Origin of the sequence: Caulobacter sp. Root343 (assembly GCF_001425745.1) — a bacterium.
Classification (GTDB): Bacteria; Pseudomonadota; Alphaproteobacteria; order Caulobacterales; family Caulobacteraceae; genus Caulobacter.
The window spans coordinates 215,994-236,990 of sequence record NZ_LMDF01000002.1; the positions used below are offsets into that span (position 1 = coordinate 215,994).

The following is a 20,997-nucleotide window of genomic DNA, read 5'->3' on the forward strand; positions in this document are numbered from 1 at the left end:
TTCACCCAAGCGCCGCTTCATGCCATACGGCGCGAACTAGAATTTCAGACGCCCCAACGGAGACCTCGCCCGCATGGACGCCTCGGCTGCCGCCCCCAACTTCTCGTTCTTCGCTTTGTTCATGCAGGCCGACTGGGTCGTGAAGGGGGTGATGATCGGTCTGATCCTGGCTTCGCTGGGCTCATGGGCCGTGATCCTGGACAAGCTGGTCCGCTTCGCGGGCTTGAACCGTGCGGCCGACCGCTTCGAGGAGCAGGTCAGCGGCGGGCGTTCACTGGAGGACGTCGCCGGCGAGGCCGGGGCCAATCCCCGCCACGCCCTGCCGCGCATGCTGCAGGCGGCGCTGAAGGAATGGCGCGACGCCAAGGCGCGCGGCGCCCTCTCCGAGAACCAGGCCGCTTTCCTGGTCGCGCGCATCGACCGGATCATGGACACCACGATCGCCCGCGAGAGCGCCAAGGTCGAGGAAGGCCTGGGCAGCCTAGCCATCGTCGCCACGGCCAGCCCGTTCATCGGCCTGTTCGGCACGGTCTGGGGCATCATGCACGCGTTCCAGAACATCGCGATCTCGAAGAACACCTCGCTGGCCGTTGTCGCCCCGTCGATCGCCGAGGCGCTGTTCGCCACGGCCGTCGGCCTGATCGCGGCCATCCCGGCCTATATCGCCTACAACAAGTTCTCGACCGACGCGGGCAAGTACGCCGGCCGCCTGGAGGGCTTCGCCGACGACCTGTCGACGGCGATCCAACGTCGCCTGGCCGAGCGGGGCTGATCCCATGTCGATGTCGTCCAGCGACGCCTTCGCCACCAACAGCGGCCGGGGCCGCCGCCGCCGGGGCCGCCGCTCGCGCGGGGCCCTGTCCGAGATCAACGTCACGCCGCTGGTCGACGTGATGCTGGTGCTGCTGATCATCTTCATGATCAGCGCGCCGCTGCTGACCGCCGGCGTGCCGCTGGAGCTGCCCAAGACCGAGGCCGCCGCCCTGCAGAACCAGGACGAGCCGATCACCGTCTCGATCCGCAAGGACGGCCACATCTTCGTCGGCGAGACCGAGATCCCGTTCGAGAACCTCGCGCCGCGCCTGACCGCGATCGCTGGTAATGGCTACAGCAAGCCGATTTTCGTCCGCGCCGATGGCGGGGCGACCTATGCGGTCGTCGCTCAGGTGATGGCCGGCCTGTCGAACGCCGGCTTCAACAAGATCAACCTGATCACCGAGACAGGCGGCCCTTCGACGGGCGCGACGACCCGCGACGCCCAGCCGGAGGGCTCGGGCGACCTGCGGCCGGCGCAATAGGAGCGGCATGAGCGCTCGCCGCGAAAACACTCTGTCCCCGGGCTTGTTGGGCTCGATCGCGCTGCACGGAGCCGTGGCGGCGCTGATCGTGTTCGGCCTGCCGTGGAAGGCCGCCAAGCCGATCACCATCGGCGAGTCGGTGCCGGTGACCATCGTCACCAACGGCCCGACCAATGTCCGCCCAGCCGAGGAAGCGCCGGTCGAGCAGACGGCGCAGACCCCGGACCCGACACCCGAGGCCACGCCGCAGCCGCCGGCCCCGACGCCGGCGCCGACCCCGACGCCCGCCGCCGCGCCGCCCAAGCCGACCACGGTCCCCAAGCCTGCCCCGACCCCGACGCCGGCCAAGCCGACCCAGGCCAAGAAGAACGACGACTTCTTCGCCTCGCTGGAAGCCTCGATCGCCAAGTCCAAGAAGGCGACCGGCAAGCCGACCGCCAATGCTCCCAAGGGCCCGGCTCGCGCGGAGACCTCGGTCTCGGCCCGTCCGGCTCTGGGCGCGGCCACGGGCCTGTCCGCCGCCGCGCTGGGGCGCCTGCGGGGCGAGGTCCAGGATCGCTGGAACCCCAACTGCGAGGTCGAGGGCGGCGCCAACGTCAATGTCCGCGTGGTGTTCGTGATCGGACCGGGCGGCCGCGTCGTCGGCCAGCCGGAGTCGCCGGGCACGTCCTCGCCCGATCCGGTGGTCAAGGCCGCCTCGGACCGCGCCATCCGGGCGCTGTTCGCCGCCTCGCCGTTCGCCTACCTGCCCTCCGACCTGTACGGTCAGAAAATCGCCCTGAATTTCAACGCAAAACAGGCCTGTTCGCGTTGATGTCTGGAAAGAAGGAGACCTCGATGCGCCTCAAAGCCCCACTGGGACTGCGAGCCCTGGTGCTGATGGCCGTCGTCCTGCTGGGCGGCGCCGCTTTCGTGACCCCGGCGGCCGCGCAGATCGAGGTCGACATCAATTCCGGCGCGGTCAAGCCGTTGCCGATCGCGGTCCCGGCCTTCTCCGGCGCCACGCGCGGGGCCGAGATCGCCCAGGTCATCACCGGCAATCTCGAGCGTTCGGGCCTGTTCCAGCCGCTGAACGTCTCGGGCGTCCCCGACAAGCTGCAGGACGTCAACGTCCAGCCGCGCTTCCCGGACTGGCAGGCGACCGGGGCCCAGGCCCTGATCAACGGCCAGGTCACGGTCGGCGCGGACGGCGGCCTGCGCGTCGACTTCCGCCTGTGGGACGTGTTCAGCCAGCAGCAGCTGCTGGGCCTGCAGTTCAGCTCGACGCCGGACAACTGGCGCCGCGTGGCCCACAAGATCAGCGACGCGGTCTATGAGCGTCTGACCGGCGAGAAGGGCTATTTCGACACCCGCGTCGCTTTCGTCGCCGAGAGCGGGCCCAAGCTGGCCCGGGTCAAGCGTCTGGCGATCATGGACCAGGACGGCGCCAATCCGCAGTACCTGACCGACGGCTCGTACATCGTCATGACGCCGCGCTTCTCGTCGACCAGCCAGGAACTGACCTACATGGCCCTGCGGCCGACCGGGTCGTCGATCTACCTGCTGAACCTGGAGACCAGCCGCCAGGAAACGGTCGGCAAGTTCCCCGGCATGGTGTTCGCTCCGCGCTTCTCGCCCGACGGCAGCAAGGTGGCGTTCTCGGTCGAGAAGGCCGGCAACAGCGACATCTACTTGATGGACCTGCGCAGCCGGTCCTCGACCCGCATCACCACCGACCCGTCGATCGACACCTCGCCGTCGTTCTCGCCGGACGGAAGCAAGATCGCCTTCAACTCCGACCGCGGCGGCCAGGCCCAGCTTTATGTGATGAACACCGACGGCTCGGGCGTGCGCCGCATCTCGTACGGCGGCGGCCGCTACACGACCCCGGTCTGGAGCCCGCGCGGCGACTTCATCGCCTTCACCAAACAGACGGGCGGGGAGTTCCACATCGGCGTCATGCGCCCCGACGGCAGCGACGAGCGCCTGCTGACCACCAGCTATCTGGACGAGGGCCCGACCTGGGCGCCGAACGGCCGGGTGCTGATGTTCTTCCGCGAAGGCGCCAGCGGCAATCCCAAGCTCTGGACGGTGGACGTCACCGGCCGGATCCTCCGGCCGGCCGCCTATAACGGCTCGGGCTCCGACCCGGCCTGGTCGCCGTTGCTCGACTGATTGACACATTGTCGGGGCAACCTGCGCCTTGCGAAGGCGTTGTTGCGCCAGCACTAGCGTTGCTTGCCTATTCGCGCCGCAAGTGAATCCGCATCGTTTGACGTCGATCTGACATCATTGTGAGATTGGTCAGACATTTAGAGGGTCCATTCCAAGCGTCTCGCAGGTATGGATCAGGTCCAGAGTTCGTAGACTTGAGGAGAAACTGGATGAGCTTCGACACCCAGCGCGCCGTTAGACTGGCGCTCGTCGGCTTGGCCGCAGCCTCGCTCGCCGCCTGCGCTTCGCGTCCGAAGCCCCAGCCTGTCGCGCCGACGCCGGAGGCGCCGCCGGCCGCGCCGAGCAGCCCCTACAGCCCGCCGGCTCAGCCGCCGGTCTCGAGCGGCGTCCTGCCGGGCTCGGTGCAGGACTTCGTCGTCAATGTCGGCGACCGCGTCTATTTCGACACCGACGAGTATTCGATCCGCGCCGACGCCCAACCGGTCCTGGCCGGCCAGGCCCAGTGGCTGAACCGCTATCCGGCGGTGAAGGTCCGGATCGAAGGCAACGCCGACGAACGCGGCACCCGCGAGTACAACCTCGCGCTCGGCGCCCGCCGCGCCAACGCCGTCCGCGACTTCCTGGTCGGCCAGGGCGTCGCCGGCGCGCGCATCGAAACGATCTCGTTCGGCAAGGAACGTCCGATCGATCCGGGCACGACCGAGGAAGCATGGGCCAAGAACCGTAACGGCCACACGGCCATCACGGACGGCGCCCGCTAATACCGCATAGAACAGGGCGGCTTCGCGAACGCGTAGCCGCCCTAGTTTTGTCTACTCCCTACCGGTAAATCACGGTCATGAAGCTGAAATCCGCCCTGCTCGCCGTCCTGTTCGCCTCGTCAGCCGCCGTGGCCGTGGCCCAGACCCCGCTGCCGCCCGCTGATCCGCTGGACGACCGCTCGGCCAAGCGCGTGGAGCGGATGGAAAAGGTGGTGCGCGAGCTGCGTGCGATCGTCTTCCAGGGCCGCGACACCGGCAAGCCCGTCGTGGTCCAGCCGGCCGAGACCGACGCTCAGATCGCCGCGCTCAACGAGCGGGTCGGCGACCTGGAACAGACCCTGACCAAGCTGAACGGCCAGAACGAGGGCGTGACCCACGACCTCGACCAGGCCCGCCGCACCGCCGCCGACCAGAAGGCTCGAGCGGATTCGCTGGAGCAACGCCTGGCCGCCGTCGAAAAGACCCTGGCCGATCTGCAGACCGCCGCCGCCGCCCAGGTCGCCGCCGCGCCCGTCGGCGGGAGCGTGCCGCCGCCGCCCGCGCCGCCGGCCGAACCGGCCGTGGCCTTCAAGCAGGCCAAGGACCTGCTGCTGGCCGGCGACTACGCCAACGCCGAGCAGGCGTTCTCGGCCTATGTCGCCAACTATCCGGACAACGCCAAGGCGCCCGAGGCCCGCTACTGGCTGGGCGAGACCCTGTTCGTGCGCGAGGCCTATACCGACGCGGCCGGAGCCTATATCGGCGCGATCCGCGGCTGGCCGCAGACGAGCTGGGCGCCGGACGCCACCTTGAAGCTGGCCCGCTCGATGGTGGCCATGAAGAAGACCGCCGAGGCCTGCCGCACCCTGGACGAGCTGTCGAAGCGTTATCCCAAGGCGCCGGCCCAGGTGGTCTCGCGCGCGGCCTCGACCCGCGTCGCGGCCAAGTGCGGTTAGACGAGATCCGAGCCGCCCTTGATCGGCGGCTCGATCCTCTATCCGCGGCCCCGCTGGCCGTCGGCTTCTCGGGCGGCGGCGACTCCCTGTTCCTACTGAAGGCTACCCTGGACTGGGCGCGAGCGCAGGGCCGACCTGTGCTGGCCTTGACCGTCGATCACCAACTGCAGCCTGACAGCGCGCGCTGGACCGCCGAGGCGGTCGCCAAGGCCCATGCGTTGGGCGCCCAGGCCCGCGCCCTGGCCTGGACTGGCGACAAGCCGTCGGCTGGCTTGCCCGCCGCCGCTCGCCTGGCTCGCCACGCCCTGCTGGCCAAAGCCGCACGTGACGCCGGAGCCAAGGTCCTGCTGCTCGGCCACACCGCCAGCGACCTGGCCGAGGGCGCGGCCATGCGGGCCGAGGGCTCGAGCGTCTCCGATCCGCGCGAATGGGCGCCGTCGCCGGCTTGGCCGGAGGGGCGGGGGATCTTTCTGCTGCGGCCGTTGCTGTCCTTGAGCCGCGCGGCGATCCGCGGGGCCCTGGCCGACCAGGGCGAGACCTGGCTGGACGATCCCGCCAATGTCGACCTCCGCTACGCCCGGGCGCGCGCTCGGGCGGCGGGGGCGGACGAGATTCCTGAAATCGAGGCTTCGACACTCGCGCCGCCAACCTTCGCGGTTGATGCGGCGGGAGCGATCCGCCTGCCTCGCAACGCCGCCGCCGCCTATCTGGCCGCCGCCCTGCTGTGCGCGGCCGGAACGGCGAGGCCGCCGCGCGGCGAGCGCTTGTCGCGCCTGGTCGAGCGCTTGCGATCGGGCGAGGCCTTCACCGCCACCTTGGCCGGCGCGCGGATCGAGGCCGGGGCGGAGGCGCTGATCTGCCGCGACGCCGGCGAAAGCGCGCGGGGCGGCCTTGCGCCGCTGGACCTCGCGCTTGGCGAAACCGGTGTCTGGGACGGGCGGTGGGAGGTTGCGGCGGGCGAGGCCCCGCTGGCCGTCACGGCCCTGAAGGGCCGGGCCGCGAGCCTGTCCGCCGGGCAGCGCGCCCGCCTGCTGATGGTTCCGGCGGCCGCTCGGCCAAGCTTGCCGCTGCTCCTGCGGCATGGCGCGGCGCCCGCTCTTGCTCCGCTTGACGGCCCGGACCTTGCAGTCGAAGGAGAGGGACGCGCCCGCCTGCTCGTCCTGGATCGTTTCAAGGCCGCGATTGGTCTTTACGACCAAGAATCCGTGACTTGATGTCACGCGCGTGGCGTTCGTGCTCGCGACCCCTTATCTTGGTGGGTCAAGACCTATCGTTGGGAAGACGAAGCGTATGAATTTCAGGAACCTGGCCATCTGGCTGGTGATCGTCGCGGTGTTGGCGGGCGTGTTTGTCGTCAGCCAGAACGCGCGCACCAAGAACAGCGGCGAAGTCAGCTATTCGCAGCTCCTCAAGGACGTCGACGCCGGCCGGATCAAGTCGGCCGAGATCGCGGGCCAGACGGTCGTCGCCAAGACCGCCGACAATAAGGTGCTGACGGTCAACGCGCCGACGAACTCCGACGAGCTGGTCAACCGCATGGTGGCCAAGAACGCCGACGTGAAGTTCAAGAGCGGCTCGATCAGCTTCCTGGCCATCCTGGTCCAGCTGCTGCCGATCCTGCTGGTCGTGGGCGTGTGGCTGTTCTTCATGCGCCAGATGCAAGGCGGGGCGAAGGGCGCCATGGGCTTCGGCAAGTCCAAGGCCCGGCTGCTGACCGAGAACAAGAACCGCATCACCTTCGAGGACGTCGCGGGCGTCGACGAGGCCAAGGAAGAGCTGCAGGAGGTCGTCGATTTCCTGAAGGATCCGGCCAAGTTCCAGCGCCTGGGCGGCAAGATCCCCAAGGGGGCCCTGCTGGTCGGCCCTCCCGGCACCGGCAAGACCCTGATCGCCCGCGCCGTGGCGGGTGAGGCCGGCGTGCCCTTCTTCACCATTTCGGGCTCGGACTTCGTGGAAATGTTCGTCGGCGTCGGCGCCAGCCGCGTGCGCGACATGTTCGAGCAGGCCAAGAAGAACGCCCCCTGCATCATCTTCATCGACGAAATCGACGCCGTCGGTCGCCATCGCGGCGCCGGCCTGGGCGGCGGCAACGACGAGCGCGAGCAGACCCTGAACCAACTGCTGGTCGAGATGGACGGCTTCGAGGCCAACGAAGGCATCATCCTGATCGCCGCCACCAACCGTCCCGACGTGCTGGATCCGGCCCTGCTGCGTCCGGGCCGCTTCGACCGTCAGGTCGTGGTGCCCAATCCCGACGTGGCCGGCCGCGAGAAGATCATCCGCGTGCACATGAAGAACGTGCCGCTGGCCGCCGACGTCGACGTCAAGACGCTGGCGCGCGGCACCCCGGGCTTCTCGGGCGCGGATCTGGCCAACCTGGTCAACGAAGGCGCCCTGCTGGCCGCCCGCAAGAACCGTCGCATGGTCACCATGAGCGACTTCGAGCTGGCCAAGGACAAGGTCATGATGGGCGCCGAGCGCCGGTCTATGGCCATGAACGAGGAAGAGAAGAAGCTGACGGCCTATCACGAGGGCGGTCACGCCATCGTGGCCCTGAACGTCCCGCTGGCCGACCCGGTGCACAAGGCCACCATCGTGCCGCGCGGCCGCGCCCTGGGCATGGTCATGCAGCTGCCGGAAGGCGACCGCTACTCGATGAAGTACCAGCAGATGACCAGCCGGCTGGCCATCATGATGGGCGGCCGGGTGGCCGAGGAGATCATCTTCGGCAAGGAGAACATCACCTCGGGCGCCTCAAGCGACATCAAGGCCGCCACCGACCTGGCCCGCAACATGGTCACCCGTTGGGGCTATTCGGACCTGCTGGGCACGGTCTCCTACGGCGACAACCAGGACGAAGTGTTCCTGGGCCACTCGGTGGCGCGAACCCAGAATGTCTCGGAAGAGACCGCCAGGGTGATCGACAGCGAGGTCAAGCGCCTGGTGCAGTATGGCCTGGACGAGGCTCGCCGCATCCTGACCGAGAAGATCGAAGACCTGCACACCCTGGGCAAGGCCCTGCTGGAATACGAAACCCTGTCGGGCGAGGAGATCAACGGCGTGCTGAAGGGCGTGGCCCCCAAGCGCGACGAGGAAGAGACCAAGGAAACGGTCGTCGCCCCGTCCCTGGTGCCGCTGTCTCCCGGCGCGGGCGCCAGCGTCACCGCCTAGCCTGGCGAACGCGGCCCCGTCCGCCTCAGACCAAGAACGAAGCCGGTCCCTCGCGGGGCCGGCTTTTTTCTGGCCCCGAAACGGGTCGTCGATCCCCGCGTCATCGCCGGGCGACATGGAACCCCGAAGGCCGATCGCGCCTTTTCTAGGCGACGAGAAGCGACCTCGTCACGGATCAGGCCGCTGGTACAGGGCCGCCGATATGCGCCGGGGGGCTTTGCGATTGGAAACCGTGACCGCCAATGACGAGCTCCACGGCTCGCGGCGCGCCTCGCCAACGATCCCCGCCTTCCTGGCCGGGTTTGGCGACATGGGCGCGGCGGTGGCGGGCCGTGACTGGTCGGGCTCGCCGCTGGGCCCGCCCGAGACCTGGCCCGCCGCCCTGAAGGTCGCCGCCGGTTTCTTGCTGGCCTCGCCGATCCCGTCCTTCCTGGCCTGGGGTCCGGAAGCCCTGGTCCTGCACAACGACGCGGCGCGATCGCTGCTGGCCGCCAACGCCGCCGCCTTGGGCGCCCCGTTCGAGGCGGTGTTCCCGATCGCCGCCGGCGTTTCCCTGCTGATCCAGGCTCAGGCCGGCGAAAGCGTGGTCCAGGAGCGTGTCGCCTTCTCTCGCCCTGACGGCGAGGCGGCCTGGTGCAACCTGATGTTCGCGCCGGTGCGCGACGAGGCTGGCGCCGTCGCCGGCGTCCACATCCTCTGCAACGACATCACCGAACGCGTCCGTCGCGAGCAGGCCCATCACGAGGACGAGCGCCGCTATCGCGCCCTGTTCGAGTCGATGGACGAGGGCTTCTGCGTCATCGAGTTCGTGGACGGCCCGTTCGGCCCGCTCAGCGACTACGTCCACGTCATGGCCAACCAGGCCTTCGAGCGTCACACCGGCCTCCCCAGCGTCGTCGGTCAGAAGGTGCGCGACCTGGTCCCGGCCGAGGCGGGCAGCTGGATCGAGCGCTACGGCGGGGTGCTGCGCACCGGTGAGCCGCTACGGTTCGAGCAGGAGCTGGTGGCCACCGGCCGACACCTGGAGCTGGCCGCCTTCCGCATCGAGCCGCCGGAGCTGCGCCAGGTGGCCGTGCTGTTCCAGGACGTCACGCCCCGAAAGCAGGCCGAAGCCGAGCTGCGGCATCTGAACGAGACGCTGGAGGCTCGGGTGACCGAAGCCCTGGCCGAGCGCGAACGGACCGAAGAGGCCTTGCGCCAGGCCCAGAAGATGGAGGCCGTCGGCCAGTTGACCGGCGGTCTGGCCCACGATTTCAACAACCTTCTGGCCGGCATTTCGGGCGCCTTCGAGATGATCGACGCGCGGCTGGCCCAAGGGCGCGGCGGCGAGGTCGATCGCTACCTGGCGGCCGGCCAAGGCGCGGCGCGGCGGGCGGCCGCCCTGACCCACCGCCTGCTGGCCTTCTCACGCCGCCAGACCCTGGCCCCGCGCCCCTTGGTCATCAATCGGCTGATGGGCGATTTCGTTGAGCTGGTGCGCCGGACGGTCGGGCCTGAAATCCAGGTCGAGATGATCGCCGCCACCGGCCTCTGGGCGACGCTGGTCGACGCCAACCAGCTGGAAAACGCCCTGCTGAACCTCTGCATCAACGCCCGCGACGCCATGCCGGACGGAGGCAAGATCACGATCGAGACCGGCAACCGCTGGCTCGACGCCCGCACGGCCCGCGACCAGGGGCTGGATGCCGGCCAGTACGTCTCGGTCTGCGTCAGCGACACGGGCGGCGGGATCGACAAGGCGACGCTGGCGCGGGTGTTCGATCCGTTCTTCACCACCAAGCCGATCGGCCAGGGCACGGGTCTGGGCCTGTCGATGGTTTACGGCTTCGCTCGCCAGTCGAATGGCCACGTGCGGATCTATTCCGAGGTCGGCCAGGGCACGACGGTCTGCCTCCACCTCCCGCGCTATCTGGGCGAGGAAGAGGAGGAGGGGGCCGAGACCCTCGAACTGGCCTTGACGCCCTCGGCCGCGAAGGCGGGCAAGACGGTGCTGGTCGTCGACGACGAGCCCACCGTGCGGATGCTGGTCGCCGACGCCCTGGGCGAGCTGGGCTACGCCTGCCTGGAAGCCCCGGACGGCGCGACCGGCCTGCGGATGCTGCAGTCGAACGAGGCCATCGACCTGCTGATCACCGACGTCGGCCTGCCCGGAGGCCTGAACGGCCGGCAGGTGGCCGACGGGGCCCGCGCCCTACGGCCTGCTCTGAAGGTGCTGTTCATCACCGGCTATGCCGAGAACGCCGTCCTCAACCACGGCCACATCGAGCCTGGCATGGAGGTGCTGACCAAGCCCTTCGCGGTCGCCGACCTGGCCGGCCGGGTCGACCGGATGCTGCGCGAGGGGTAGAACCCGGCGCATGGCCAGCACTCGCCGCCCTCGCGTGATGGGAATCGTCAACGTCACGCCCGACAGCTTCTCGGACGGAGGCCAGTTCCTGTCGACCGCCGACGGGATCGAGCACGCCCGCCGGCTGATCGCCCAGGGCGCCGACATCCTGGACATCGGCGGTGAGAGCACCCGCCCCGGCGCGACGCCGGTCTCGGAGTTCGACGAGATCCTGCGGGTCGTCCCGCTGATCGAAGCCATCCGCGCGGCCAGCGACATCCCGATCTCGATCGACACCATGAAGCCGGCGGTCGCCCGCGCGGCGGTCAAGGCCGGGGCCACGATCTGGAACGACGTGACCGCCCTGCGCGTCTCGCCGAACGCGCCGGAGGTCGCCGCCGAGCTGGGCTGCGAGGTGGTGCTGATGCACATGCTGGGCCAGCCGGGGACCATGCAGGAAGCGCCGCGCTACGACGACGTCGTCGCCGAGGTCGAGGCCTTCCTGCTGGCCCGGGCCTTCACGGCCATGGCCGCCGGGGTCGCCAAGGAGAAGATCTGGCTGGATCCCGGGATCGGCTTCGGGAAGACGCTCGCCCACAACCTGGCCCTGCTGGCGGCCCTGCCGCGCTTCGTGGCTCTGGGCTATCCGGTCCTGCTGGGCGCCAGCCGCAAGCGGTTCATCGCCGGCCTGGATCCCTCGGCCGGCGAGGCGACCGACCGCCTGGGCGGCTCGCTGGCGACCCACCTGGCGGGCGCGGCGGCGGGCGTGGCGGCGGTGCGGGTCCATGACGTGCGCGAGACGGTCCAGGCCCTGGACGTCCAGGCCGCCATCGCGGATGGCGGGAAGAACGCCGCGCGTCCCGGGTGAGACAGAATCGCGGCCTGGCTTGCGACGGATGGAATCGCTCGGCTTAATCGTGCGTGGACGGCTTTTCGAAAGCTCGTGAACCATGCGCAAGCACGCTTTGATCATCGAAGACGAGATCCTGATCGCCCTGGAGATCGAGGATCTGCTGAAGAAGCAAGGCTTCGACAGCGTCGACATCGCCGAGAGCCCGCTGGAGGCCCTCGACCGCGCCCTGCTGCGCAAGCCCGACCTGATCACCGCCGACTACCGCATCGTCGGCGGCACCGGAGTCGAGGCGGTGAAGATGATCATGGCGCACCTGGGGCCGATCCCGGTGGTCTATGTCACCGGCCACGCCACGGCCCTGTCCGACCAGAACAGCGACATGGTGGTGCAGAAGCCGATCCTGCCCGGCGTGCTGGCCGGCGCGTGGCAGCATGCGATGCAGGCGGCCTAGGGGGCTCTCCCCATCCTTCCGATTCCCGCCTAAACACCTTGGATGCCCCACACTTTCCAAGGTCGCGTCCTCGTCATCGCCGGTTCCGATTCCGGCGGCGGCGCGGGGATCCAGGCCGATATTAAGACCATCACCGCCCTAGGCGGCTACGCGGCCACCGCCATCACCGCCGTGACGGTGCAGAACACCCTGGGCGTCACCGGCGTCCACCCGATCCCGCTGGAGGTGATCGCCGCCCAGGCCCGGGCCGTGCTGGACGATATCGGCGCCGACGCGATCAAGACCGGCATGCTGGGCGACGCGGCCGTCGTCGAGACCGTCGCGGCCGCGATCGATCACGCGGGATCGGTGCCCGCCGTCATCGACCCGGTGATGGTCGCCAAGGGTGGGGCCTCCCTGCTGGCCGACGCCGCCATCGGCGCGGTTAAGAGCCTGATGGTCCCGCGCGCGGCCCTGCTGACCCCCAACGCCCCCGAGGCCGCTGCGCTGACGGGCCTGGTGGTCGAGACCACCGACGACCTGCGCCGGGCCGGCGAGGCGCTGCTGGCCCTCGGCGCCAAGGCGGTGCTGATGAAGGGCGGCCACATCGCCGGCGAGCGCGTCGTCGACGTGCTGATGACCGCCGAGGGCGAGACCAGCTTCGAGGGCGAGCGGATCGACACCCGCCACACCCACGGGACCGGCTGCACCTTGGCCAGCGCGTGCGCCACGGGCCTGGCCCAGGGGCTGCCGCTGGAGCAGGCCGTGGCCCGGGCCTGGAACTACGTCCACGAGGCCATGCTGCGCGCGCCGGGATTCGGCGCCGGCCACGGCCCCCTCGATCACGGCTGGATGCTGCGGAAATGACCCAAGACCTGGAACAGCGGCTCGTCGAGATCATCCGCGCCACCCCCACGACCTGGCATGTGCTGCGCACTGTTCAGGAGCTGGATTTGCCCGACTGGATGATCTTCTCGGGCGCCGTCTATCAGCCGGTCTTCAACCACCTGACCGGCCGCGACCTGACCTACGGCATCAAGGACTACGACGTCGCCTATCACGACGACAGCGACACCTCGTACGAAGCCGAGGACGTGGTCATCCAGCGCGTCGCCGCCGCCTTCGAGCCGCCGCTGCGCGACCTGGTCGAGGTGCGGAACCAGGCCCGGGTGCATCTGTGGTTCGAGAAGAAGTTCGGCGCCGACGAGCCCTATCCGCCGCTGGAGGACAGCGCCGCGGCCCTGAAGCGCTTCGTCGCCACCGCCTTCTGCGTCGGCGTGCGGCTGGACGAGAACGACGTCCTGCGCGTCTGGGCGCCGTTCGGCCTGGAAGACCTGTTCGCCCTGCGCCTGCGACCCAATCCCCTACGGATCAAGGGCGCGGGCGGTTGGGAGCGCACGACCGGCTCGGCCAAGGCGCGCTGGCCGGAGATCACGATCGAGGGATGAGGCGTTAGAGGCTGTCATCCCGGCCGCAGCGAAGCGAAGAGCCGGGACCGCAACAGGCTCCGAGCTTCCTGCGGTCCCGGCTCGGCGCGCTTCGCGCTTGGCCGGGATGACAGTTTTCATTGTCACCGGGACAATAAAGCCTTTGCCCGCCGCCCCCGCCGCGCATAACAGCGAAGTCCATCGAGGAGCTTCCCATGCGCCAGTGGACCATCGACGCCTTCGCCAGCGGCCCGTTCAAGGGCAATCCGGCCTGTGTGGTCGAGCCCCTCGCGGCGTGGCCCTCCGATGCCTGGATGCAGGCTCTGGCGGCCGAGAACAACCAGGCCGAGACGGCCTATCTGCTTAAGACCGACAATCCGGCGCGCTTTGGCCTGCGCTGGTTCACGCCCGCCCTGGAGGCCCCGCTGTGCGGCCACGCCACCCTGGCGGCGGCCCACATGCTGTTCACGGAGCTGGGCGTCGACGTCCCGCTGCTGACCTTCGACACCCTGGCGGGCCCGTTGACGGTGAGGCGAACCGGCGAGGGCTTGGAGATGGACTTCCCCGCCGATCCGCCGCGTCGGACGCAGGTTCCAGCCGGCCTGGCCGAAGCGTTGGGCGCCGAACCGGTCGAGGTTTGGGCCGGGGCCTATCTGATCGCGGTGTTGGCCGACGAGGCGGCGGTGCGGGGACTGAAGCCGGATCTGGCGGCCCTGAACAAGATCGATGGCGAAACCACTGGCGGTCCGGGCCAGACCGTGGTCGTCGCCCTGGCCGATCCGGGCCAACCCTACGCCGTGGTCAGCCGTTTCTTCGCGCCGGGCTTCGGCATCCCCGAGGATCCGACCACGGGCTCGGCCCACTGCATCCTCATGCCGCTTTACGGCGACAAGCTGGACGCGGACGTCCTGAAGTTTCACCAGGCCTATCCTGGTCGAGGCGGGGACCTGGAATGCGAAAACCGCGGCGCGCGCGTTCTGTTGCGCGGCCGCGGTTTCACGGTGTTGGAGAGCCGGCTCCGGGTGGAGCCGGCCTAGTTCAGGTTACCAGCGCGGACGTTCGTCGCGATGGTCACGACCGTAGCCATAGCCGTAGTCGCGGTCGTGGCGCTCGTAGCGGATCTGGGCGCTGATGCGGTCGAAGCGACGGTCAAGGTCGGCGCGTTCCCAGCCGCTCAGGCCGCCGCGGCGATAGCGCGATTCCAGACGGGCGGCGTCACGCAGTTCGGCGCGCAGGCGGTAGGCTTCGCTCCGGCTCAGCGAGCCATTGCGCAGGCCCATGTCGATACGGCGTTCCAGCTGGTCTTGGCGCTGGTTGATCGATTGGGCCGAGGCCACGGCGGGGACGGTGGCGGCCGCCAGGGCCGAGACCGCAGCGATCGAGATCAGGATCTTCTTCATCGGTTCGGTTCCTCTTGAATGTCTCCGTCGCCAGAAGGGGAAGCGACGTTGAGGTAAGAGAAACACACCCCGGCTGAAGCGGTTCTGAGCCGCTCGTTATGTTGTGTTCATCTTCCGACAGAAGCGCGACGGCCGGAAAGCGAAGGTCAAGCGGTCGGTTCAGGCCGCCTGGGCGAGGCGCGCGGCGGCCATGGCCTGCTCGATGGCGGCGTAGAGCTTGGTCACCTCGATCGGCTTGGCGACATGGCCGTCCATGCCGGCGGCCAGATAGCCCTCGACCTGGTGAGCCAGGGCGTTGGCGGTGACCGCCACGATCGGGGTGCGTTGACGGCCCTCGGAGGCTTCCAGCGCGCGGATCGCCTGAGCGGCCTCGACGCCGTCCATGCCTGGCATGTGGATGTCCATCAGCACGATGTCGAAACGGGCGGCCTTCCAGGCCTCCACACAGGCCGCGCCGTCGGAGACCAGCACCACCTCGGCGTTCAGCGGCGCGAGAACGGCCTCGACCACCTTCTGGTTGGTCGGATTGTCGTCGGCGGCCAGCACGCGCAGATAAGTGGTGTCGGTCGGCTCTTCGGCCGCCGCGTGGCCGTCGTCGATATAGTGGACGTCGACCGGCGTCTCTTCGCGGGGCAGGGCGACCAGGACGGTGAAGGTCGAGCCCCGGCCTTCGCGGCTCTGCACCTTGATCGAGCCGCCCATCAGGTTGGCCAGCTCGCGACAGATGGCCAGGCCCAGGCCCGAGCCGCCGAAGCGGCGAGTGGTGGAGCTGTCGGCCTGGACGAACTTGTCGAACAGGCGCGGCAGGATCTCGGGCGAGATGCCTATGCCGGTGTCGGCCACGTCGATCCGCAGACCCGAGCCGTCCTCGGCCGAGGCGAAGCGGATGGCGACCGCGCCTTCCAGGGTGAATTTCAGCGCGTTGGCGATCAGGTTGCCCAGGATCTGGCGCAGGCGGTCGGCGTCGCCGCGCCAGAGTCCTTGCGCCTCGGGCGCCACGGCGACCTCGAAGGCCAAACCCTTGTCGCGGGCCTGGGGCGCGTAGGTCTCGCGGATCGCCTGGGCCAGCTGGGCGATGTCGAACGGGCGGTCCTGGGTCTCCAGGCGGCCGGCCTCGATCTTGGACAGGTCCAGCACGTCGTTCAGCACGCCCAGCAGCAGTCCGCCGGACTCGCGGATCACCGATAGGCGCTCACGTTGGGCGGGGGCCAGGTCGTCCATGGCCATGACCTCGGCCATGGCCAGCACGCCGTTCAGCGGCGTGCGGATCTCGTGGCTCATATTGGCCAGGAAGTGCGACTTCAGCACGTTGGCGGCGTTGGCCTCGTCGCGGGCCTGGACCAGTTCGGCCATGGCGCCGCGCAGGTCGTGGTCGTTGATCTGTAGACGCGCCACCAGGTGGTTGAAGCTGTCGGTCAGGCTGCGGAACACGTCGTCGTCGGCGGTCTGCTCCACCGGCTTGAACCGGCCGCCGACCGCGGTCTCGTGCATGGCCTCGGAAAGGCGCTCCATCGGCCGGGCCAGGCGGCGGGCCAGGCTGTTGGCCAGAAGGATCGCCAAGCCGGCGGCGCCGAAGAACAGGGCGCCGGTCAGGGCCAGGTCGCGGGCCAAGGTCTGGCCCAGGCCCGGATGCTGGGCGACCAGCACCAGGGTGCCGACTTTTTGCGAGGAGAGCTTTATCGGCCGCGTGAGGGTGTCTGCGTCGGTGGGGTTGGCCGCGCCCAGCTGGGCCACGGCACGGCCCCGGTTGTCGATGATGCGCACGGCCGCCACGTTGGGCGCCTTGGCAACCGCCTCCAGCGCCCGATAGACGCCGACCATGTTGTGATCGGCCAGCGGCGCGGCGGCGCCGGCGGCGGCCATCTGCGCCAGGATCTCGTGATTGGCGCGGGCTTCCTGACGCGCGACGCTCCATTGCTGCAGCATGAAGCATAGGCAAGCGGCCACGAGGGCTAGAACAGTCGTGGCAAGAGCCACGCCCGCGATGCGCGCCTGTAGCGGTGCGTGTGTAGACGCGCTACTCGCGTTGTTGTTGTGACTGTCGCTCATCGACGTCCAGGAATTCAATCGTCGCGACAGTGTGACGCAAGGTTCCTAACTTTTCGCTTCCAAGGCGAGCGAGAGTGACGCGACAAAACAACGCTAACGCACATTTCTAGATTGCTTTTGCTTTAACAATCTATTTACCTTTTCCCTTAGTTTTTCGTTAAGGAGGCGGGCGTGGAAAAGGTTTTTGTTGCTCAGCGTGTGGCTAGCAAGCTGTACGCGACGGAGGCGGCGGTGGACGCCGCGATGGTCGAAGTCACCGAAATGATGGCCGAGCTGATCCAGGCTCGTAAGGATCTGGGTCTTTCGCCGGTGGTGGCGAATGGCGCTAGCGCCAAGTTCGCCGAAGCCATCCAGGCTCTCGCCACAGCGCGTACGGCGGTCGTCGATGCTCACGCCGAGCTGGACGAGACCCGTCTGCGCATCGGCGTTCGCACGCGCATGGCCGGGGTGTTTGACAAGCTGCTTAGCGACGGGGCCCCGACCGGCCTGCGCGCCGCGAGCTGAGGTCGCAAGCGCATTGCAATAGTTTAATATGTTTAGGCCTCTAATTTCGGTTAGAGGCCTAAATCATGCCTATGCACGTGTCATATGTAGCTGTGATCGGCTGGCTGCTTATTCTAGCGGCCTGCTTTCTCGCGTGGCGTCTAGGCGGTAAGCCCGAGCGCCAAGGGGCGCTGCTTGTCCTGGCGACGTCTTTCCTCGCCAGTTTTCCCGGCCTGATTCCCGACCATGATTTGCAGCGGGTAGCCTACCTGGCCGTGGACGGTGTCCTCGCCGGCGGACTATTGCTGCTGGCCCTGCGCTATGCTCGCATCTGGCTGGGCGTGGCCGTTCTTTTGCAGGGCGTCCAGTTCAGTCTGCATGCCTACTATATCGTCGCCGGCAGGCGCTACGACTACACCTATGGGGCCGTGAACAACATGGTCAGCTTGGGCGTGCTGTGCAGCTTAGTGACTGGTTCGATCCTGGCTTTGCGCGCGCGCCGGCGGAACGCTGCCGCAAAATAATTGCCGCGACCGGACGATTCGTTCGCGCCGCCGCAAAATCCCTCCTTGCAATCCGCCTCAAAACGAGGTTCTTCGCCGGCGGGCCACGCCCCCCCAACGGGGCGCAGTCCATCTGCAAGGATGGGAGACATCGCAGTGACCACGACCCTCGCCAAGCCGGCGATCCGCCCGGCGCGTCCCGAGTTCTCTTCCGGCCCGTGCGCCAAGCGCCCCGGCTGGACCCCCGAAAATCTCCAGAACGCCGTCCTCGGCCGCTCGCACCGGTCGAAGCTGGGCAAGGCGCGCCTGAAGGCCGCCATCGACCAGACGCGCGAAGTCCTGGAAGTGCCGGCCGACTACCTGATCGGCATCGTCGCCGGCTCGGACACCGGCGCCGTCGAGATGGCGATGTGGTCGATGCTGGGCGCCCGCCCGGTGCAACTGCTGGCCTTCGAGTCCTTCGGCAAGGACTGGGTCACCGACGTCACCAAGCAACTGAAGCTGCCCGACGTCGAGGTGCTCAGCGCCCCGTACGGCCAGCTGCCCGACACGTCCAAGGTCGATCCGGCCAAGGACCTGGTCTTCACCTGGAACGGCACGACCTCGGGCGTGCGCGTGCCGAACGCCGACTTCATCTCGGCCGACCGTGAAGGCGTCGTCATCTGCGACGCCACCAGCGCCGCCTTCGCCCAGGACCTGGACTGGGCCAAGCTGGATGTCGTGACCTTCTCCTGGCAGAAGGCCCTCGGCGGCGAGGGCGCGCACGGGATCCTGATCCTGTCGCCGCGCGCCGTGGCCCGCCTGGAAAGCTACACGCCGCCCTGGCCGATGCCGAAGCTCTTCCGGATGACGAAAGCCGGCAAGATCGCCGCCGACATCTTCGAAGGCGCGACGATCAACACCCCGTCGATGCTGTGCGTCGAGGACGCGCTGGACGCCCTGAAGTGGGCCTCGTCCATCGGTGGCCTGGAAGCCATGCAAGGTCGCGCTGACCAGAACCTGGCCGTGCTGGCCGACTGGGTCGCCAAGACCTCGTGGGTGGACTTCCTGGCGGCCACGCCGGAGATCCGCTCGAATACTTCGGTGTGCCTGAAGGTGGTCGATCCCAAGATCACCGCCCTGCCGGACGACGCCCAAGCCGACTTCGCCAAGAAGCTGGCCAGCCTGCTCGAGAAGGAGGGCGCTGCCCTCGACATCGGCGGCTATCGCGACGCCCCGGCCGGCCTGCGCATCTGGTGCGGCGCCACGGTGGAGGCCTCGGATCTCGAGGCCCTGACCCCGTGGCTCGACTGGGCCTACGCCACCGTCTCGGCCGAACTGGCCGCCGCTTAAGTTAGCAGACCCCCTCCGGCCCTTCGGGCCACCTCCCCCACGAAGGGGGAGGAGTACCCGGCTTCCTTCCCCCTTGTGGGGGAGGTGTCGGCGAAGCCGACGGAGGGGGCTTCCCCGCACCCCATTCTCCGCAAGGAACACCCACCATGGCTCCCCGCGTCCTCATCGCTGACAAGCTCAGCCCCGCCGCCGTCGACATCTTCAAGAACCGCGGCGTCGACTTCGACATCAAGACCGGCCTCACCAAAGACGAGCTGATCGCCGTGATCGGCGACTATGACGGCATCGCCATCCGCTCGGGCGCCAAGCTCGACAAGGACGTGATCGCCGCCGCCCACAAGCTGCAGGTCATCGCCCGCGCCGGCATCGGCGTCGACAATGTCGACATCCCCGCCGCCACCGCCAAGGGCGTGGTGGTGATGAACACCCCGTTCGGCAACTCGATCACCACGGCCGAGCACGCCATCGCCATGATGTTCGCCCTGGCTCGCCAGCTGCCCGCCGCCGACGCCTCGACCCAGGCCGGCAAGTGGGAGAAGAACCGCTTCATGGGCGTGGAGCTCTACGCCAAGACCCTGGGCTTGATCGGGGCCGGCAACATCGGCGGCATCGTCGCCGACCGGGCGCTGGGCCTGAAGATGAAGGTCGTGGCCTACGACCCGTTCCTGAGCCCCGAGCGCGCCGTCGAGATGGGCGTCGAAAAGGTCGAGCTGGAAGAGCTGCTGGCTCGCGCCGACGTCATCACCCTGCACACGCCGCTGACCGACAAGACCCGCAACATCCTGTCGGCCGAAAACCTGGCCAAGACCAAGAAGGGCGTGCTGATCGTCAACTGCGCCCGCGGCGGCCTGGTCGACGAAGTGGCCCTGCGCAAGCTGCTGGACGACGGCCATATCGGCGGCGCCGGCTTCGACGTGTTCGTCACCGAGCCGGCCAAGGAAAACCCGCTGTTCGGCTCGGACCGCGTCGTGGCCACCCCGCACCTGGGCGCCAGCACCAACGAGGCCCAAGAGAACGTCGCCCTGCAGGTCGCCGAGCAGATGAGCGACTACCTGCTGACCGGCGCCGTCACCAACGCCCTGAACAGTCCCTCGATCACCGCCGAGGAAGCGCCCAAGCTGAAGCCGTTCGTGGCCCTGGCCGAGAAGATCGGCGCCCTGGCCGGCCAGATGGTCGACTTCGGCATCAAGACCATCGACATCGCCTTCGAGGGCGAGGTGTCGAACCTGAACGTCAAGCCGATGACCTCGGCCGCCCTCGCCGGGATCCTCAAGCCGATGCTGGCCGAGATCAACATGGTCTCCGCGCCCGCCGTGGCCAAGGAGCGCGGCATCACCGTCTCGGAGAGCCGCCAGGAAGTCAGCCCCACCTATGACAGCCTGATGCGCGTCACCATCACCACCGAGAAGGGCAAGCGCGCCTTCGCCGGCACGGTGATCGCCGGCGCCCCGCGCATCGTCGAGGTCAAGGGCATGGAGCTGGACGCGGGCTTCTCGCCGGCCATGCTGTACATCAACAACCTGGACAAGCCGGGCTTCATCGGCGCGCTGGGCATGCTGCTGGGCGAGGCGGGCGTCAACATCGCCACGTTCAACCTGGGCCGCCTGTCGGCCGATGAGGACGCGATCGCCCTGGTCGGCGTCGACCAGGCGCCGAGCGCGGATCTTCTGGCCAAGATCCAGGCCCTGCCGCACGTGAAGGAAGCGCGCGCGCTGACGTTCTAGGTCTGGAACCCTTCTCCCCTTGCGGGAGAAGGTGTCATCCGAAGGATGACGGATGAGGGGTCGATAGTCGCATCCGGATAGGGCGGTGCGACCCCTCACCTGGCCCTTCGGGCCACCCTCTCCCGCAAGGGGAGAGGGAAGTCAAAGGCGG

General features: G+C 68.6%; 19 protein-coding genes and 1 pseudogene. 18 read left to right on the plus strand and 2 right to left on the minus strand.

The features are described from left to right. The first annotated feature begins 73 nt into the window (after positions 1-73). The 14 genes from tolQ (at position 74) to ASC70_RS03730 (ending at position 14,392) form a co-directional block, all read left to right on the plus strand. Positions 74-772: a protein TolQ gene (tolQ, locus tag ASC70_RS03665; RefSeq protein ID WP_047403675.1), complete on the plus strand. Its 699-nt coding sequence runs from the start codon at positions 74-76 to the stop codon at positions 770-772. A 4-nt stretch (positions 773-776) separates the two neighbouring features. Next, positions 777-1,298: a biopolymer transporter ExbD gene (locus ASC70_RS03670; RefSeq protein ID WP_056046568.1), complete on the plus strand. Its 522-nt coding sequence runs from the start codon at positions 777-779 to the stop codon at positions 1,296-1,298. Positions 1,299-1,305: 7 nt separating this feature from the next. Further along, the gene (locus tag ASC70_RS03675) at positions 1,306-2,112 is read left to right on the plus strand and encodes an energy transducer TonB (protein WP_056046570.1); all 807 of its coding nucleotides are present in this window, start codon (positions 1,306-1,308) and stop codon (positions 2,110-2,112) included. A 23-nt stretch (positions 2,113-2,135) separates the two neighbouring features. Continuing rightward, positions 2,136-3,452, plus strand: a complete 1,317-nt coding sequence (gene tolB, locus ASC70_RS03680) for a Tol-Pal system beta propeller repeat protein TolB (protein WP_162247181.1) — start codon at positions 2,136-2,138, stop codon at positions 3,450-3,452. Positions 3,453-3,646: 194 nt separating this feature from the next. Continuing rightward, positions 3,647-4,213: a peptidoglycan-associated lipoprotein Pal gene (gene pal, locus ASC70_RS03685; RefSeq protein WP_056046572.1), complete on the plus strand. Its 567-nt coding sequence runs from the start codon at positions 3,647-3,649 to the stop codon at positions 4,211-4,213. Between the two features lie 77 nt (positions 4,214-4,290). Further along, entirely contained in the window at positions 4,291-5,148 is an 858-nt protein-coding gene (ybgF, locus tag ASC70_RS03690; RefSeq protein ID WP_056046574.1) for a tol-pal system protein YbgF, read from the plus strand. After that, positions 5,139-6,362: a tRNA lysidine(34) synthetase TilS gene (gene tilS / locus ASC70_RS03695; RefSeq protein WP_056046576.1), complete on the plus strand. Its 1,224-nt coding sequence runs from the start codon at positions 5,139-5,141 to the stop codon at positions 6,360-6,362. Before ybgF ends, tilS begins: the two co-directional genes overlap by 10 nt. A gap of 76 nt (positions 6,363-6,438) precedes the next feature. Continuing rightward, positions 6,439-8,319, plus strand: a complete 1,881-nt coding sequence (gene ftsH / locus ASC70_RS03700; protein ID WP_056046578.1) for an ATP-dependent zinc metalloprotease FtsH — start codon at positions 6,439-6,441, stop codon at positions 8,317-8,319. Positions 8,320-8,521: 202 nt separating this feature from the next. Continuing rightward, the gene (locus ASC70_RS03705; RefSeq protein WP_082539559.1) at positions 8,522-10,666 is read left to right on the plus strand and encodes a PAS domain-containing sensor histidine kinase; all 2,145 of its coding nucleotides are present in this window, start codon (positions 8,522-8,524) and stop codon (positions 10,664-10,666) included. A gap of 10 nt (positions 10,667-10,676) precedes the next feature. Then, the gene (gene folP, locus ASC70_RS03710) at positions 10,677-11,513 is read left to right on the plus strand and encodes a dihydropteroate synthase (RefSeq protein WP_056046579.1); all 837 of its coding nucleotides are present in this window, start codon (positions 10,677-10,679) and stop codon (positions 11,511-11,513) included. Between the two features lie 82 nt (positions 11,514-11,595). Beyond that, on the plus strand, positions 11,596-11,949 hold the full coding sequence (locus tag ASC70_RS03715) for a response regulator (protein ID WP_047403689.1): 354 nt from the start codon (positions 11,596-11,598) through the stop codon (positions 11,947-11,949). A 42-nt stretch (positions 11,950-11,991) separates the two neighbouring features. Next, positions 11,992-12,795 (plus strand): bifunctional hydroxymethylpyrimidine kinase/phosphomethylpyrimidine kinase, encoded by an 804-nt coding sequence (thiD, locus tag ASC70_RS03720; RefSeq protein WP_056046581.1) that lies wholly within the window; start codon positions 11,992-11,994, stop codon positions 12,793-12,795. Then, positions 12,792-13,376, plus strand: coding sequence for a nucleotidyltransferase family protein (locus ASC70_RS03725; protein WP_056046583.1), 585 nt, complete (start codon positions 12,792-12,794; stop codon positions 13,374-13,376). Before thiD ends, ASC70_RS03725 begins: the two co-directional genes overlap by 4 nt. 194 nt (positions 13,377-13,570) lie before the next feature. Next, positions 13,571-14,392 (plus strand): PhzF family phenazine biosynthesis protein, encoded by an 822-nt coding sequence (locus ASC70_RS03730; protein ID WP_056046585.1) that lies wholly within the window; start codon positions 13,571-13,573, stop codon positions 14,390-14,392. 6 nt (positions 14,393-14,398) lie between these two features. On the opposite strand, the gene ASC70_RS03735 is transcribed toward ASC70_RS03730, so the two are convergent. Both ASC70_RS03735 and ASC70_RS03740 read right to left on the minus strand, forming a co-directional pair. Then, the gene (locus tag ASC70_RS03735) at positions 14,399-14,755 is read right to left on the minus strand and encodes a hypothetical protein (protein ID WP_047403695.1); all 357 of its coding nucleotides are present in this window, start codon (positions 14,753-14,755) and stop codon (positions 14,399-14,401) included. Between the two features lie 159 nt (positions 14,756-14,914). Then, a pseudogene (locus ASC70_RS03740) lies at positions 14,915-16,895 on the minus strand (ATP-binding protein). Between the two features lie 80 nt (positions 16,896-16,975). Here ASC70_RS03740 and ASC70_RS03745 point away from each other — a divergent pair. From ASC70_RS03745 to serA, 4 genes are all read left to right on the plus strand, one after another. Next, complete coding sequence (locus tag ASC70_RS03745; protein WP_056046587.1) at positions 16,976-17,308, plus strand: hypothetical protein; 333 nt, start codon at positions 16,976-16,978, stop codon at positions 17,306-17,308. Positions 17,309-17,373: 65 nt separating this feature from the next. Then, positions 17,374-17,811: a hypothetical protein gene (locus ASC70_RS03750; RefSeq protein WP_056046588.1), complete on the plus strand. Its 438-nt coding sequence runs from the start codon at positions 17,374-17,376 to the stop codon at positions 17,809-17,811. Between the two features lie 135 nt (positions 17,812-17,946). Further along, a complete protein-coding gene (locus ASC70_RS03755) occupies positions 17,947-19,122 on the plus strand; it encodes a phosphoserine transaminase (RefSeq protein WP_082539560.1) in 1,176 nt (391 codons plus the stop codon). 146 nt (positions 19,123-19,268) lie between these two features. Next, positions 19,269-20,846, plus strand: a complete 1,578-nt coding sequence (gene serA, locus ASC70_RS03760; protein WP_056046591.1) for a phosphoglycerate dehydrogenase — start codon at positions 19,269-19,271, stop codon at positions 20,844-20,846. Positions 20,847-20,997 lie beyond the last annotated feature (151 nt).